At 67.2% G+C, this 15,215-nt stretch carries 15 protein-coding genes; 8 read left to right on the top strand and 7 right to left on the bottom strand.

Annotated features, from left to right (window positions below; translation table 11 throughout):
• Positions 1-197: 197 nt before the first annotated feature.
• Together VPA02S_RS15050 and VPA02S_RS15045 are read left to right on the top strand one after the other, a co-directional pair.
• Entirely contained in the window at positions 198-1,382 is a 1,185-nt protein-coding gene (locus tag VPA02S_RS15050; protein ID WP_062364544.1) for an acetyl-CoA C-acyltransferase, read from the top strand.
• Between the two features lie 16 nt (positions 1,383-1,398).
• Positions 1,399-3,177, top strand: coding sequence for an acyl-CoA dehydrogenase C-terminal domain-containing protein (locus VPA02S_RS15045; protein WP_062364542.1), 1,779 nt, complete (start codon positions 1,399-1,401; stop codon positions 3,175-3,177).
• 34 nt (positions 3,178-3,211) lie between these two features.
• Here the strand turns inward: VPA02S_RS15045 and VPA02S_RS15040 are convergent, their stop codons facing one another.
• Together VPA02S_RS15040 and VPA02S_RS15035 are read right to left on the bottom strand one after the other, a co-directional pair.
• On the bottom strand, positions 3,212-4,198 hold the full coding sequence (locus VPA02S_RS15040) for an NAD(P)H-dependent flavin oxidoreductase (RefSeq protein WP_062364540.1): 987 nt from the start codon (positions 4,196-4,198) through the stop codon (positions 3,212-3,214).
• Positions 4,199-4,208: 10 nt separating this feature from the next.
• Positions 4,209-4,949 (bottom strand): SDR family oxidoreductase, encoded by a 741-nt coding sequence (locus VPA02S_RS15035; protein WP_012748769.1) that lies wholly within the window; start codon positions 4,947-4,949, stop codon positions 4,209-4,211.
• A 158-nt stretch (positions 4,950-5,107) separates the two neighbouring features.
• Between VPA02S_RS15035 and VPA02S_RS15030 the strand changes: the two genes are divergently transcribed.
• On the top strand, positions 5,108-5,698 hold the full coding sequence (locus VPA02S_RS15030; RefSeq protein ID WP_018904190.1) for a 2-hydroxychromene-2-carboxylate isomerase: 591 nt from the start codon (positions 5,108-5,110) through the stop codon (positions 5,696-5,698).
• Positions 5,699-5,727: 29 nt separating this feature from the next.
• Positions 5,728-7,368: an AMP-binding protein gene (locus tag VPA02S_RS15025; protein WP_062364538.1), complete on the top strand. Its 1,641-nt coding sequence runs from the start codon at positions 5,728-5,730 to the stop codon at positions 7,366-7,368.
• 16 nt (positions 7,369-7,384) lie between these two features.
• Here VPA02S_RS15025 and VPA02S_RS15020 read toward each other — a convergent pair whose 3' ends face one another.
• Together VPA02S_RS15020 and VPA02S_RS15015 are read right to left on the bottom strand one after the other, a co-directional pair.
• Positions 7,385-8,095, bottom strand: coding sequence for a gamma-glutamylcyclotransferase (locus VPA02S_RS15020; protein ID WP_062364536.1), 711 nt, complete (start codon positions 8,093-8,095; stop codon positions 7,385-7,387).
• An 86-nt stretch (positions 8,096-8,181) separates the two neighbouring features.
• Positions 8,182-9,096 carry a LysR family transcriptional regulator gene (locus VPA02S_RS15015; protein WP_062364534.1) on the bottom strand — a complete coding sequence of 305 codons (915 nt, stop codon included), beginning with the start codon at positions 9,094-9,096 and terminating at the stop codon, positions 8,182-8,184.
• Positions 9,097-9,223: 127 nt separating this feature from the next.
• Here VPA02S_RS15015 and VPA02S_RS15010 point away from each other — a divergent pair, with 127 nt between their 5' ends.
• Genes VPA02S_RS15010 through VPA02S_RS14995 form a run of 4 tightly spaced genes read left to right on the top strand, consistent with a single transcriptional unit; the run spans position 9,224 to position 12,509 of the window.
• The gene (locus VPA02S_RS15010) at positions 9,224-10,489 is read left to right on the top strand and encodes an aromatic ring-hydroxylating dioxygenase subunit alpha (RefSeq protein WP_062364531.1); all 1,266 of its coding nucleotides are present in this window, start codon (positions 9,224-9,226) and stop codon (positions 10,487-10,489) included.
• 1 nt (position 10,490) lies between these two features.
• The gene (locus VPA02S_RS15005) at positions 10,491-10,961 is read left to right on the top strand and encodes an aromatic-ring-hydroxylating dioxygenase subunit beta (protein ID WP_062364529.1); all 471 of its coding nucleotides are present in this window, start codon (positions 10,491-10,493) and stop codon (positions 10,959-10,961) included.
• 8 nt (positions 10,962-10,969) lie between these two features.
• Complete coding sequence (locus VPA02S_RS15000; RefSeq protein ID WP_062364527.1) at positions 10,970-11,287, top strand: non-heme iron oxygenase ferredoxin subunit; 318 nt, start codon at positions 10,970-10,972, stop codon at positions 11,285-11,287.
• A 4-nt stretch (positions 11,288-11,291) separates the two neighbouring features.
• The gene (locus VPA02S_RS14995) at positions 11,292-12,509 is read left to right on the top strand and encodes an NAD(P)/FAD-dependent oxidoreductase (protein ID WP_062364525.1); all 1,218 of its coding nucleotides are present in this window, start codon (positions 11,292-11,294) and stop codon (positions 12,507-12,509) included.
• A gap of 25 nt (positions 12,510-12,534) precedes the next feature.
• On the opposite strand, the gene VPA02S_RS14990 is transcribed toward VPA02S_RS14995, so the two are convergent.
• The 3 genes from VPA02S_RS14990 to VPA02S_RS14980 form a co-directional block, all read right to left on the bottom strand.
• Positions 12,535-13,827: a hypothetical protein gene (locus VPA02S_RS14990; RefSeq protein WP_244883518.1), complete on the bottom strand. Its 1,293-nt coding sequence runs from the start codon at positions 13,825-13,827 to the stop codon at positions 12,535-12,537.
• A gap of 215 nt (positions 13,828-14,042) precedes the next feature.
• Positions 14,043-14,372, bottom strand: a complete 330-nt coding sequence (locus VPA02S_RS14985; RefSeq protein WP_062364521.1) for an L-rhamnose mutarotase — start codon at positions 14,370-14,372, stop codon at positions 14,043-14,045.
• A 41-nt stretch (positions 14,373-14,413) separates the two neighbouring features.
• The gene (locus VPA02S_RS14980; protein ID WP_062364518.1) at positions 14,414-15,190 is read right to left on the bottom strand and encodes an SDR family oxidoreductase; all 777 of its coding nucleotides are present in this window, start codon (positions 15,188-15,190) and stop codon (positions 14,414-14,416) included.
• Positions 15,191-15,215: the final 25 nt, after the last annotated feature.

Genomic DNA, 15,215 nt, shown 5'->3' with positions numbered 1-15,215 from the left:
CAAACCCGCTCCAGCGTGTTGACGCTGCCCTTGGCGCAAACCTATAGTCCACTATCGTTTAACAAACGATCGTTATTTAAAGGACTGCGGACGAGGCAATGGCGACGAGGACCTTCCGCCCGCCCTGCACCTGAACCGCGCAGCCGCGGCGAGCCGCTGCGCCAACAACTTGCCTAGCCAACCCCTGGAGTCTGACCATGAGAGAAGCCGTCATCGTTTCCACCGCACGCACGGGCATCGGCCGCGCGTTTCGCGGCGCATTGAACAACATCAAGTCGCCCACGCTGATGGGCCACGCGGTCCAGCACGCCGTGCAGCGGGCGGGCATCGATCCCGGCGAGGTGGAGGACGTGGTGATCGGCAGCGCCATGGCCGCCGGCACCGCGGGCATGAACATCGGGCGCCTCGCGGCGCTCGCAGCGGGCCTGCCGCAGTCGGTGCCGGGCCAGACGATGGACCGGCAGTGCGCCTCGGGCCTGATGGCCATCGCGACGGCAGCCAAGCAGATCATCGTCGACGGCATGGACGTGACCGTGGGCGGCGGGCAGGAGAACATCTCCGCCGTGCAGAACCCCTTCGTCAAGTGGGTGGGTGAAGAGGCCGACCCGCTGCTCATCGCGCGCGTGCAGCATGCCTACATCCCGATGCTCCACACGGCCGAGATCGTCGCGAAGAAGTACGGCATCTCGCGCGAGGCGCAGGACGCGTATTCGGCCGAAGCACAGCGCCGCACCGCGCTCGCGCAGGAGCGCCATCTGTTCGATGACGAGATCGTGCCGATCACGGCGCGCATGGCCGTGGCCGACAAGCAGACGGGCGCGGTCAGCTACCGCGAGGTCACGCTGGACCGCGACGAGGGCAACCGCCCCGACACCACGCTCGAAGGCCTTTCCCAGCTCAAGCCGGTCGTCGAAGGCGGCGTCATCACCGCGGGCAATTCGAGCCAGCTGTCCGATGGTGCGTCGGCCTGCGTGCTGGTGGAGCGCACGGTTGCCGAGCGCCGCGGGCTCAAGGCGCTGGGCACCTACCGCGGCATCGCGGTGGCCGGCCTCGCGCCCGAGGAGATGGGTATCGGCCCGGTGCTGGCCGTGCCCAAGCTGCTGAAGACCCATGGGCTCACGGTGAGCGACATCGGCCTGTGGGAACTGAACGAGGCCTTCGCCTGCCAGGTGCTGTATTCGCGCGACCGGCTGGGCATCGATCCGGAAAAGCTGAACGTCAACGGCGGCGGCATCACCATTGGGCATCCCTACGGCATGACCGGCTCGCGGCTGGTGGGACATGCGCTCATCGAGGGCAAGCGGCGCGGCGCGCGCTTCGTCGTCGTGACGATGTGCATCGGCGGCGGCATGGGTGCCGCGGGCCTGTTCGAAGTGGCCTGAGGCAAGGAGCAGCACCATGACCTACCAGATCCCGATGCGCGACATCCAGTTCGTCTTGCACGAACTGCTCCAGGTGCCGGCCATGCTGCAGGACTGCGGCCAGCCCGACCTCGACGCCGAAACCATCGACCAGGTGCTCGCCGCGGCCGGCCAGTTCGCCGCCGAGGTGATTGCGCCGCTCAACGCAGCGGGGGACGAACACGGCTGCAGCATGCCTTCGCCCGGTGTGGTGCAGACACCGCCGGGCTTCAAGAAGGCCTACGACGAATTCACGAAGAACGGTTGGCCCGGGCTCGCCTGCAGCCCCGAGTTCGGCGGCCAGGGCTTTCCTTCGGCCGTGGCCAACGCGGTCTACGAAGTGTTCGGCGGCGCGAACATGGCGTGGTCGTCCTATCCGGGCATGTCGCATGCCACCTACGTGAACGTGTCGGCCAACGGATCGGAGGCGCAGAAGGCGCTCTACCTGCCGAAGATCGCCTCGGGCGAGTGGGCCGGCACCATGTGCCTGACCGAGCCCAATGCGGGCACCGACCTGGGCCTGATGCGCACCCGCGCCGTGGCGCAGGCCGATGGCAGCTACCGCATCACCGGCAGCAAGATCTTCATCTCGGGCGGCGAGCAGGACCTGACCGAGAACATCATGCACCTGGTGCTCGCGCGCATGCCGGATGCGCCGCCGGGCGTGAAGGGCATTTCTCTTTTCATCGTGCCGAAATTCATCCCCGATGCAAACGGTGCGGCCGGTGCGCGCAACGCGGTGGTCTGCGGCTCCATCGAGCACAAGCTGGGCATCCACGGCAACTCGACCTGCACCATCAATTTCGACGGCGCGACCGGCTGGCTACTCGGTGCGCCCAACAAGGGGCTGGCGGGCATGTTCGTGCAGATGAACCACATGCGCGTGCTGGTCGGCATGATCGCCATCGGCCTCATGGAAGCGGCCTACCAGAAAGCGCTGGCCTATGCGAAGGAGCGCCTGCAGGGCCGCGCGATCGGTGCAAGACCCTCCGGCGATGCGGCCGATCCGATCATCGGGCACGCCGACGTGCGCCGCATGCTGCTCACGCAGAAGGCGAACATCGAGGGCGCGCGCGCCCTGGCGCTGTGGACCGCGCAGCTGAGCGATCTGCAGCGCCTTCATCCCGACCCCGCCAGGCGCAACGAGACGGCCGAACTGCTGGGCCTGCTGACCCCGCTCGTGAAGGCGCTGTCGAGCGACCTCGCGGTGGAATGCACGCTGCTCGCGATGCAGGTGTTCGGCGGGCACGGCTACATCCGCGAGAACGGCGTCGAGCAGCACCTGCGCGACGTGCGCATCGTGGGCCTTTATGAGGGCACGAACGGCGTGCAGGCCATGGACCTGCTCGGGCGCAAGGTGCTGGCCGACCAGGGCCGGCAGATGGGCGCGTTCCTCGACATGGCCGGCGCATTCGCCGAGACCTGCAGCCCGCGCGAGGAGATGCGCGAGTTCGCCGAGCCGCTCGCCGAACTGGCCGCCGAGATCCGGCAGCTCACGGGCGAGCTGGTGGCCGCGTCGGCACGAGACCCGCATGCGGCGGGCGCGGCCGCCGTGCCCTACCTGCGCCTGGTCGGGCACCTGGCGCTTGCCTGGACCTGGGCGCGCATGGCCGAGGTGGCGTTCAAGAACACTGGATCGAGCGATCCGATCTATGCATCGAAGATGGCCACGGCCCGCTTCTACTTCCAGCGGCTGCTGCCGCAGGCGGCGGGGCTCTGCCAGGAGATCCGGGCCGGGTCATCCGCATTGATGGAACCGGCCGTCGATCTCTTCTAGGGCAGCGCTACCGCAACGCTGCCACGGCGCCTGGCTAGGCCAGCGCAGGCTCCAGGAAACCGGCGAGCCGCTGAACGATCAGCTGCTCGGCCTCTTCCATGATGCGGTCGATCAGTTCCTGCACCGTCGGAATGTCGTTGATCAGGCCGACCACCATGCCGCAGCTCCAGGCGCCGGCATCCATCTCGCCTTCGAGCATCACGCGCGGGTAGACGCCGGCCACCTGGTCGATGATGTCCTCGAACTTGAGATCGGCGCCCTTTTCCTTCTCGATCTGGATCAGCTGCTCGACCGATGCATTGGTCAGCACGCGTTCCGTGTTGCGCAGCCCCCGCATCACCAGCCGCGTGTCCAGCTCGGTGGCCGCGACGATGGCGTCCTTCACGTTCTGGTGGATCGGCGCTTCCTGCGTGGCGACGAAGCGCGTGCCCATGTTCATGCCTTCCGCGCCCAGTGCCAGCGCCGCCACCAAGCTGCGCGCATCGGCCATCCCGCCGGAGGCGACGAACGGGATCTTCAGCTCCTCGGCCGCGCGCGGCAGCAAGATCATGTTGGGCAGGTCGTCCTCGCCGGGGTGGCCGCCGCACTCGAAACCATCCACGCTCACGGCGTCGCATCCGATCGCTTCGGCCTTCAGCGCGTGCCGCACCGAGGTGCACTTGTGGATCACCTTGATGCCCGCCTTCTTGAGCGCGGGCATGTAGGCCTCGGGACTGCGCCCTGCCGTCTCGACGATGCGAACGCCGCCTTCGGCAATGGCCGCGATGTACTCGGGATATGGCGGCGAGGACAGCGTCGGCAGGAACGTGAGGTTCACGCCGAAGGGCTGGTCCGTCATCTCGCGGCAGCGCGCGATCTCCTTGGCCAGCAGCTCGGGCGTGCGCTGCGTGAGGCCCGTGATGAGCCCGAGCCCGCCGGCGTTGGACACGGCCGCGGCCAGCTCGGCAAAGCCGACATAGTGCATGCCCCCCTGGATGATCGGGTGGCGGATGCCGAAGAGTTCAGTGATGCGTGTTTTCATGTGTCTTCTTTCACCAGGTTTCCATGTAGGGGCGCAGGTCCATCTCGAAGGTCCAGGCGTCCCGGGGCTGGGTGTGCAGGTACCAGTAGTTCTCCGCAATGTGCTCGGGGTTCAGGATGCCGCCCTGCTCCTTCAGCGCATAGCGTTCGGGGAAGTTGCTGCGGATGAACTCCGTGTCGATCGCGCCGTCGACCACGATGTGGGCCACGTGGATGCCGCGCGGGCCGAGCTCGCGCGCCATGCTCTGGGCCAGGGCGCGCAGCGCATGCTTGGCGCCGGCAAAGGCCGCGAACTTCGCCGAGCCGCGGATGCCGGCCGTCGCGCCGGTGAAAAGAATCGTGCCGCGCCCGCGCTCGACCATCCTTCGGGCGACCTCGCGCGCATTCAGGAAGGCGCTGAAGGCGGCCATCTCCCAGATCTTCATGTACTTGCGCCCGGTTTCCTCCAGGATGCTGCTGGGCACGTTGGCACCGATGTTGAACACCATCACCTCGATCGGGCCGCGCTCCTTCTCGATCTGGTCGACGAGGGCCACGACCTCCTCCTCCTTGCGCGCATCGCTGCCGTAGCCGAAGGCCTGGCCGCCGGCCGCGCGGATGCGCTCGACGGCCGGCTCCAGCTTGTCGGCCGATCGCCGCGTGAGGCACGCGACATAGCCCTCGCGGGCGAAGCGCGCGCCGATCGCGCTGCCTGTGGCGTCGCCCGCGCCGACGACGAGAGCCACGCCGCGGTGGTTGGCTGATGGGTCCATACGGTCTCCTTTAAAAAACGTTCGTTAGGTCATTGCACGTTAATCAATGAACGTTCGTTTGTCAATTGAGGGCAAGGCCCAAGGAAACCCCGTTGACGAAGGCCGCTCAATCACATAGCTTCCGTTTACCAAACGTCCGTTAACTTAAAGGAGCTTGAATGAGCAAGTCAGTCGATTTCTTCTTCGATGTCGGAAGCCCGTCGTCGTACCTGGCATGGACGCAGCTGCCTGCCCTGTGCGCAAGCCACGGCGCCGAGCTCGTCTACCGGCCGATGCTGCTGGGCGGCGTCTACCAAGCCACGGGCAACGCCTCGCCGGCCACCATTCCCGTCAAGGGCCGCTATACGCAGATGGACTACGAGCGCCATGCGCGCCGCTATGGCGTGCCGTTCCAGGGCAATCCGCACTTCCCCGTCATCACGCTGTTCCTCATGCGCGCGGTCACCGGCATTCAGTTGCGCCGCCCCGAGCAGCTGCAGCAGCTGCTGGGCTGCGTGTTCAAGGCGTTGTGGATCGATGCGCTCAACCTGAACGATGCACAGCTCACGGCCCGCACGCTGGCCGAAGGCGGATTCGATCCCGCCGAGATCGAGCGCCTGGCGCAGGACGCCGAGACCAAGGCCGCACTGAAGGCAACGACGCAGGAGGCGGTCGAGCGCGGCGTGTTCGGCGCACCCACGCTCTTCGTCGGCGACCAGATGTTCTTCGGCCAGGACCGAATGGACTTCGTTCGCGAAGCGCTGTCCTGACCAAAACCCCCGAAAAAAAAGGAGACAACGTGGATCAAAGAATCTGGCATGCGTCCTACCCGGCAGGACTGCCCCGCGAGCTCGTGTACGGCGAGCACGACACCCTCGCCACCCTGTTCGAGGGCGCCTTCGCTCGAAACGCCAGCCGGCCGGCCGTGACCTGCAACGGCGAATCGCTGAGCTTCGCCGAGCTCGAACAAGCATCGGCTCGCTTTGCGGCATTCCTGCAGTCGGCAGGGCTGCGGCCCGGCGACCGCGTGGCGCTGCTGCTGCCGAACCACCTTCTCTATCCGGTTGCCTTGGCTGCGATCGCACGCGCAGGCTTCGTGGGGGTGACGATGAACCCGCTCTACACGGTCCGCGAAGTGGCGTACCAGCTGGCGGATTCCGGCGCGGTGGCGCTGGTGGTTGCCGATCCGTTCGCGGGACTCGCGGCCGAGGCCATCGAGCGGACGGAAGTGCGGCACGTCGTCACCGTGCCGATGCAGGACCTGAGGCAATCGCTGCTCGCGCCCGCCGGCGATCGGCCGGTGCCGGCGCGCGGCTCCGACGTGCATCTTGTCCCGCTGCACACCGCCATCGCATCGGTGCAGGCTGCAGGCTTCAGCGCCCCGCAGGTGCGCCCCTCGGATCTCGCGTTCCTGCAATACACGGGCGGCACCACCGGCGTGTCGAAGGGCGCCTGCCTCACGCATCGCAACGTCCTGGTGAGTGTGCTGCAGATGCAGTGCTGGCTGCGGCTGAACCTCGAGATCCAGAACTTCGAGCTGGTCACGCCGCTGCCGCTGTACCACATCTTCCCGCTCGGCATGGCGCTGATGGCGCTGGCGAGCGGCGGGCACAACCGGCTCGTCATGAATCCGCGCGACATCCAGGCGCTGTGCGCTGAATTGCGGCGGGCGCCTTTCGACGTGCTGATCGGCGTCAACACCATGTTCAACGGCATGGTGAACCTGCCCGAACTGTCGTCGGTCGATTTCTCGCGCTGCGGCATGGTCATCGGCGCCGGCGCCTCGATCCAGGCGGCGGTCGCGCGCAGGTGGGAGGCGGCCGGCGGGCCGCCGATCACCGAAGCCTACGGGCTCACGGAAACGTCGCCCAGCGCCACCTTCAATGCGCCGGGCTGCAACGGCACCATCGGCGTTCCGGTGCCCTCCACCGACGTGATGATCGTCGACGACGCGGGCGAGCCGGTGGCGCAGGGCGCGCCCGGCGAGCTGCTCATCAAGGGGCCGCAGGTGTTTGCCGGCTACTGGAAGCGCGAGGGAGAAACGCGCATGGCATTCACCAGCGATGGCTGGTTCCGCACGGGCGATGTCGTCACCATGGATGCACAGGGGCTGATGACCATCGTCGACCGCAAGAAGGACATGATCCTGGTGTCCGGATTCAACGTGTATCCGAACGAGATCGAGGGCGTGGTCGCGCTGCATCCGGACGTGCTGGAGTGCGCCTGCGTCGGCGTGCCCGACGAGCGCTCCGGCGAAGTCCCCCACCTGTTCGTCGTGCGCCGCTCGCCGGGCCTGCAGGCGGACCAGGTCGAAGCGCACTGCCGCGAGCTCCTGGCGCCCTACAAGGTGCCTCGGCGCATCACCTTTCTCGAGGCGCTGCCCAAATCGACCGTGGGCAAGATCCTGCGCAAGGAGCTGCGGGCCCCGGCGGCGGCCTGAGGGCGCGGATGGGGCGTCAGCCCGCGGCGCTGCGCAGGCGCTCCATCCCCATGTCGCGTATGCCGAGCGCCTCGAGCTTTCGAAGCGTGGCGTCGAAATACTCGCGGCAGCTGCCGAGGCTGCCCGCTCCCGTGTTGATCATCCGGGCCATCTCATGCGGGGAGAGCGCCTTGGTGTAGCGGGGATGGGACCGGTCGACCGCAAAGGTGATCGCGCGCACCGGCCGGCCCTCCACATGGGCGGTCACCCACCGGGCCTGGTACACCTCGGTCAGCATCTCCCTTCGCCAGAGCACCCGCAACTCGTCACGCACCTTGCGCGGCTCGATCTGCAGCAGCACGCCCTGGCACGCGCCGCCCCGGTCGAGCGCGAGCATCAGCCCGGGGCGCTCCTGCGAGCCTCGCCCGACGATCGAGCGCAGGCAGAAGGAGCGGTGCCAACCGTGGACTTTTGCCGGATGCATGGCTGTGTGCTCCACCGCGGGGTTCCACATCAGCGATCCATATCCGAACACATGAACGGCCGCATGGCCGACGTGCCGCGACAGGATGCCTTCGATGGAGGCTTCCAGCTCCTCTGCGCTGCGCAGCCGCACGCCCGCCGGGAGCTGCGCGTAGACCTGGGCCATGAAGGCGTCGTCGAGCAGCCCTTCGCGGGTGACCCGCACGGGCTCGGCCGTCGCCTTCGAGCCAGCTCGGTCGTTCTCGCGCGGGCCGGGATAACGCATGGGCGGGCCTCTCGGGATCCTGTGGGAAAGACCCGATGATAGCATTGAGATCGTTTAGTGAACGATCGTGAATTCACTAGAGAGCTTCAGCCGGGTGCACCTTCCCCGTGAAGCCGCACGATCAAGGCGCGCAGCCACGCCACGGCGGGGTCCCGGTGATAGCGGCCGTGCCAGAACAGGCTGATCGCAATCTCGGGCAGCCGGGCAGGATGGCGCACATAGGACAGGTCGAACGGCTCGGCCAGGGCCTGCGCGAGCCGCTCGGGCACCGTCGCCACCAGGTCGGAGCCGTGCAGGATATGGCCGACCGCCACGTAGTGCGGCACGGTCAGCACGACCTTGCGCACGATCTTCTTGCGGCCGAGAAGCTCGTCCGCCTTGCCGTGGCCGGTTCCTTCCGACACCACGACCACGTGATCGGCCCTTGAGAACTCGGCCAGCGAGATCTGGCGCTTGTCGAGCGCATGCCCGCGGCGAAACATGCAGACATAGTGCTGCTTGAACAGCCGTCGCTGGAAGTAGCCGCTTTTCAGCTGCGGCAGCAGGCCGATGGCCAGCGTGACGTGGCCGGATTCCATCTCGTCCTGGAGATTGACCGCCGTGTTGCGGACGGTGCTGATCGACAGGCCCGGCGCCACGCGCGCCAGCTCCTGCATCAGCTTGGGCAGGAAATAGATCTCCCCGATGTCGGTCATGCCGATGGTGAAGGCGCGCGTCGAGGTGGCCGGATCGAACGAGCTGCGCTGGTTGATGGCGGCATGGATCGTCTGCAGCGCGCTCGCGGTCGGCGCGGCCAGCTGCTCGGCGAAGGGCGTCGGCTCCATGCCCTTGGGCGTTCTGAGAAACAGCGGGTCGTCGGTGAGCTTGCGCAGGCGCGCCAGCGCGTTGCTCACGCCCGGTTGCGAGAGGCCGAGATTCGCCGCCACCTTCGACACCCGCCGGTCGATCAGCAGCTGGTTGAACACCACCAGCAGGTTGAGGTCGATGTCCTTGAGCTCCACGGCATCCCCATTCGCGAAATCTATATGAACTATTCGGCACATTCTATTGAACGATAGCCCCGGACGGCCGATCATGGGGGACCACGAGACGAGCGGCCCGGGCGACGCGGCCGCAAGGAGACAAGACATGGACGACACATCCGCCGTCTTTCCGCAGCAGATCCGCTGGGAAGACAAGGGCACGAGCCGCATCCCCTTCATGGCCTACACCGACGCCGACCAGCACCGGCGCGAGCTCGAGCGCCTCTTCTACCGGGGCCACTGGTGCTACGTGGGCCTGGAGGCCGAGATTCCGGGGGTCGGCGATTTCAAGCGCACGGTGATCGGCGAGCGCTCGGTGATCATGGTCCGCGATGCCGAGGATTCCATCAGCGTGGTGGAGAACGTGTGCGCGCACCGGGGCATGCAGTTCTGCCGCGAGCGGCACGGCAACCGCAAGGCCGGCGGCTTCACCTGCCCGTACCACCAGTGGAACTATTCGCTCGGCGGCGACCTGCAGGGGGTGCCTTTCCGCCGAGGCGTCAAGCAGGACGGCAAGGTCAACGGCGGGATGCCGGCCGACTTCAAGCCGGCCGAGCATGGCCTCAACAAGCTCAAGGTTGCGACGCGCGGCGGCGTCGTGTTCGCGTCCTTCGATGCGGAGGTGGAGTCGCTCGAGGACTTCATGGGCCCGGAGATCCTGGGCTACTTCGACCGGCTCTTCAACGGCCGCAAGCTCACGATCCTCGGCTACAACCGCCAGCGCATTCCCGGCAACTGGAAGCTGATGCAGGAGAACATCAAGGACCCGTACCACCCGGGCCTGCTGCACACGTGGTTCGTCACCTTCGGCCTCTGGCGCGCGGACAACAAGTCGGAGCTGAAGATGGACCGCCATCACCGCCACGCCGCGATGATCTCGACCCGCGGCGCGAGCGGCAAGGCGGACCAGGTCACCCAGGTGTCGAGCTTCAAGGAAAGCATGAAGCTCAACGACGACCGCTTCCTGGACATCGTGCCCGAGCCGTGGTGGCGCGGCCCGACGGCGGTGATGATGACGCTGTTCCCGAGCGTGATCTTCCAGCAGCAGGTCAACAGCGTCTCGACCCGGCACATCCAGCCGAGCGGCCCCGGCGCCTTCGATTTCGTCTGGACGCACTTCGGCTTCGAGGACGACGACGATGCGATGACGCAGCGGCGATTGCGCCAGGCCAACCTCTTCGGGCCTGCGGGCTTCGTCTCCGCCGACGACGGGGAGGTGATCGAACTTTCGCAGAAAGGCTTCGAGCAGAAGCCCTTCCACCGCACGCTCGCCGAACTCGGAGGCCGCGAGGTCGGCGACACCGACCACATGGTCACCGAGACCCTGATCCGCGGCATGTACGAATACTGGCGCAAGGTCATGGAGGCTTGAGATGAACTTCCAGGACTACTTCGAGCTGACCCAGCTCTACGCCCGCTACGCCCAGGCCGTGAGCTCCGGCCAATGGGAACTCTGGCCGGAATTCTTCACGGAAGACTGCAGCTACCGCCTGCAGCCGCGCGAGAACCACGAACGCGGCTTTCCGCTGGCCACGCTGTCGTTCGAGAGCAAGGGCATGCTGAAGGACCGCGTCTACGGCATCCGCGAGACCCTGTTCCACGACCCCTACTACCAGCGCCACGTGGTCGGAACGCCGCTCGTGCTGAAGGCCGAGGCGGACCGCTTCGAGTGCGAGGCCAACTACGCGGTGTTCCGCACCAAGCTTTCGGAACTATCGAGCGTCTTCAACGTGGGGCGCTACATCGATGTGGTCGTGCGCACCCCGGAGGGGCTGAAGTTCGCCTCGCGCCAGGTCATCTACGACAGCGAAATGATCCCCAACTCCGTCATCTATCCCCTCTGAGGCCAGCCATGAGCGATTCCCAATGGACCGAGGCCGCAGCGGTCGACGAAGTGCCCGCCGCCGATGTCGTCGGCATGCAGGTCGGCGGGCGCGACATTGCGCTGTACAACGTCGACGGCCAGATCTACGCGACCGACAACGTGTGCACCCACGGCCATGCGCGCCTGTGCGAGGGCTTTCTCGAAGGGCACGAGATCGAGTGCCCGCTGCACCAGGGCAAGTTCGACGTGCGCAATGGCAAGCCGACCTGCGCGCCGGTGACCGAGGCGATCCGCTCCTACCCCGTGAGGATCGACGCGGGCCGCGTGTTCCTCTCGCTCGACTGAGGCCATGAGCACCGGGACCATCGCCATCGTGGGCGCCGGCCAGGCCGGCGGCTGGGCCGCGCAAACGCTGCGCAGCGAGGGTTTCGCGGGACGCGTGGTGCTGATCGGCGACGAGCCCCATCGTCCCTATGAACGCCCGCCGCTGTCCAAGGCGGTGCTCTCCGGGGATGCGCATGCGGACACCACGCATCTGCTGAAGCCGGAGGCCTTCGATGCGCTGGGTATCGACTGGCGGCCGAATGTTGGCGCGACCTTCATCGACCGGGCGGCGAAACAGCTCCACCTGACGCAGGGAGAACATGTTCCCTACGACAAGCTGATTCTCTGCAGCGGTGGCCGGGCGCGCCGCCTGAATATTCCGGGTGCGGATCTGCCCGGCGTCTTCAGCCTGCGCAGCATCGAGGATGCGGCGGCGCTTGGTGCCGCGCTGTCTGCCGGCAAGCGGCTGCTCGTCATCGGGGGCGGCTGGATCGGGCTCGAGGTGGCCGCAACGGCCCGGAAGAAGGGCATGGACGTGACCGTCGTCGAAGCGATGGGCCGGCTGTGCGAGCGCACCGTTCCACCGGAAATCTCCGGCTACCTGCTGCAGCTCCATACAACGCATGGCGTGGACATTCGGCTCGGCACCGGCATCGAGCACCTGGTGCAGAGCGCGCGAGGCGGCCTCACGGCGTCATTCACCGATGGGCACCAGCTCGAATGCGACGCGGTCCTCGTCGGTGTCGGCCTGGTCCCCAACGACGAGCTCGCGCGCGAGGCGGGCCTGGCATGCGAGGGCGGCGTGCGGGTCGATTCGCAGTGCCGCTCATCCGATCCCGACATCCTGGCCGCGGGCGACGTGGCCACATGGCACTGCGAATGGGCGGGGCGGCGGATGCGGCTCGAATCGTGGCAGAACGCCCAGGAGCAAGGCATTGCCGCGGCGCGCGCCGCACTCGGCATCGCGGTGAACCATCAGCCGCTGCCCTGGTTCTGGTCGGACCAGTACGAGGTCAACCTGCAGATCTTCGGCATGCCCACGCCGGCGCACGATGTGGTGGTGCGCGGCGACCGGAATTCCAGCAGCTTCGTGATGTTCTTCCTGGACGCCGGCAAGGTCGTTGCGGCGCTGGGCCCCAACGCCGCGCGCGACCTGCGCTTTGCGCGGCGGCTGATCGAGCGCCGCACCCGCGTCGATGCGGCGCAGCTCGCCGACTTGCAGGTGCCGCTCGCGAAGCTGTGAGGCCGTCACGCCCCCGTCGCCCGCCCTACTTCAAAGCGGCGCCGCCGCGTGCGAGGTACTGCGCCGACAGGCGCGCGAACTGGCCGCCATCGGTGCTGATCGAGGTCTGGACGCTGCCTCCGGCACTGAAGACGATCGCGAAGGCGGAGGTGTCGCCGTACTCCTGGGCGTTGCGCAGCATGTAGTCGACATGGTTGTCGCGGTAGTGCAGGTCGGTGCCGCCCGGCGTGGCGGAGGGCACGCCCATCGGCGTTTGCCACCACAGGATCGGCAGCCCGTTGCCCAGCGCCGTGCGGTAGTCCGAGATCTGGCGCTGCGACTCGTGGAAGTTGGGGCTGGCGACGTTGCTTTCGTCCCAGTAGAACGGGCCGCTTCGCCCTGTGCATTCCGCGGGCGGCGATGCAACTTCCCGGCAGCCCGCGTCGCGGTCGGTGGTCTGGGCGACGATGAAGTCCGCCTGGTGTGCCCCGACCGTGCGCATCTGCGCGCCGATCTCGGCAGCGGTGCCGCTCCAGAATGCGGGCGGGAACCCGAGCAGCGCCTTGGGCGCAATCTGCCTGCCCATCTGCACCAGGCATTGGCCCAGGCCCGCGGCGGTGTTCGGCAACACGCTGCATTCGGGCTGGCTGTTCACCAGGGCCGGCAGCCGCGTCGCATCGCGGCCCGGCGCTTGCGCCGCAACGAAGCCCCAGAAGTCCGGCTCCAGGTTGACCAGGACGGGCGTCCCCAGAGCTGCGATGCGCTGGTACATCAGCCGCACCTGCGACCAGTAGCCGTTCATGAAGGCCGTGTCGTTGATGATGCTCATGTTGCCTTCGCCGCTCGTTGCCATCTGGTAGAGCGTGAACATCGGGACGGCGCCGTAGGCCTGGGCGGCCTGCGCGGTGACGGTGATGTAGGCCCCGTCGGGGCTGTTCCAGGTGGGCCAGGCGCCTGCGCCCACGCCCACGAGGTAGGCGTCCATGATGTCCGGATGGATGTCCTGGCTCTTCATCTGCGCGAGGGTGTTGCCCGCGCCGAGTCCGAGCAGCACGCGCGCGGGCTTGCCGAGCTTGGCCACCAATGCGGCAGTCGCCGGGACGGTGGGCGAAGTGCCTCCGCCTGTGCCGCCGGCTCCGCCTGCATCGCCCGTGCCACCTGCAGCACCGGTGCCGCCGCCGCCTTGGCCGCCGGTAGGGCCCTGGCCGCCACTGCTGCCGGCCAGGCCCGCCAGGCCGGCGAAGCCGCCACCCTGGCTACCACCGCCTCCGCCACCACCGCCACAGCCGAACAGGAGCACCGAAAGCATCAGCGCGAAAACGCATCGTCGAGAAAACATGGGAAATGAAAGAGAAAGGTTGATCGAGGTTGAAAAGCGAATCGAATGCCGCGGCACAAGGTGCACGATCCGTACCCGCGCATGCAGGGAGGAAGGAACATGCAGATCGGACCGAAAGAGTGACACGAAGCGTCGCTTCCGGGGTCGACCTGCGACAGCCCTGGCCGGCGTTTGCGTTGCAGCCGACAAAAAGGGAATGTCGAAACTGCAGGCAGCTACAGCTTGAAGATCCGATCCATCTCCAACCACTTCTCCCCTTCGGGCGTCCAGGGCGTCGGCGCCTGGAACTTCCACATCAATTCTTCCCACGCGCGGATCTTCGGATCGCTGCGCGTTGCGGCCGCCATCGCCTCGGCGTCGTAGCGCGCGTCGTCGGTTTCCATCAGCATCACCATCCGCGTTCCGAGCCGGTAGATCTCCATGCCCGTCACGCCGTGCGCATGCAGATGTGCGCGCACCTCGGGCCAGATGTCGCGGTGATAGGCCTCGTACTCGGCGATCAGCGCGGAGTCGTCTTTCAGGTCGAGGGCAAGGCAGTGGCGCATGGTCGTCGGGTCTGGTGGCGGGTGAAGGGAAGCGCGAAGGATCAGGTCAGCGCCCGGTCCAGGTGCGTGTAGCCGCCGTCCACGAACACCCACTGCCCCGTCGTGTGCGAGGCCTGTTCGGAGAGCAGGAACACCACGGTGTTCGCAATCTCCTGCGGCGTGGTCATGCGGCGGCCGAGCGGGATCTTGTCGGTGATGGCGGCGAGCTTGCGGTCGGGCTCGTCGAAGGCCGAGATCCAGCGCTGGTAGAGCGGCGTCATCACCTCGGCCGGTATCACCGCGTTGACGCGCACGCCCTCCTCCAGCAAGGAGGCCGCCCACTCGCGCGTCAGCGACAGCTGCGCGCCCTTGGCCGCGGTGTAGCCGCTGGTGTTGCCCTGCCCCGTGAGGGCGGTCTTCGAGGAGATGTTGACGATCGCGCCGCGACTGGCCTTCAGGTGCGGCAGGCAGAAATGCGCCATCACATAGTAGTGGACGAGGTTCCGCTCCAGCGATGCGATGAATGCCTCGCGCCCCGCTTCGAGTCCCACGCTGTCGTTCACGCCCGCGTTGTTGACCAGCCCGTCGATGCGCCCGAACTCCGCGGCGGTGCTCTCGACGGCTTGGCCGCAGGCGGCCTCTTCCATCAGGTCGAACTGAAGGAACCGCGCCCGCGGCTGCAGCGCGTGCAGCTCCTGCTCGAACGCCGCGTCCAGCGGGTTCTTCCCGCAGATCACGGGCACCGCGCCTTCGCGCGCGAGCGTGAGCGAAATGGCCGCGCCAATGCCGCTGCCGCCGCCGGTGACCAGCACCACCTTGTCCTTCAGATTCAGGTCCATGAGCGCACGATGCCTTTGTGTTGAT

It is taken from the genome of Variovorax paradoxus NBRC 15149 (assembly GCF_001591365.1).
GTDB lineage: Bacteria > Pseudomonadota > Gammaproteobacteria > Burkholderiales > Burkholderiaceae_C > Variovorax > Variovorax paradoxus.
The sequence above is the reverse complement of the archived record's forward strand: the minus strand, read 5'-3'. Positions and strand labels throughout refer to the sequence as shown.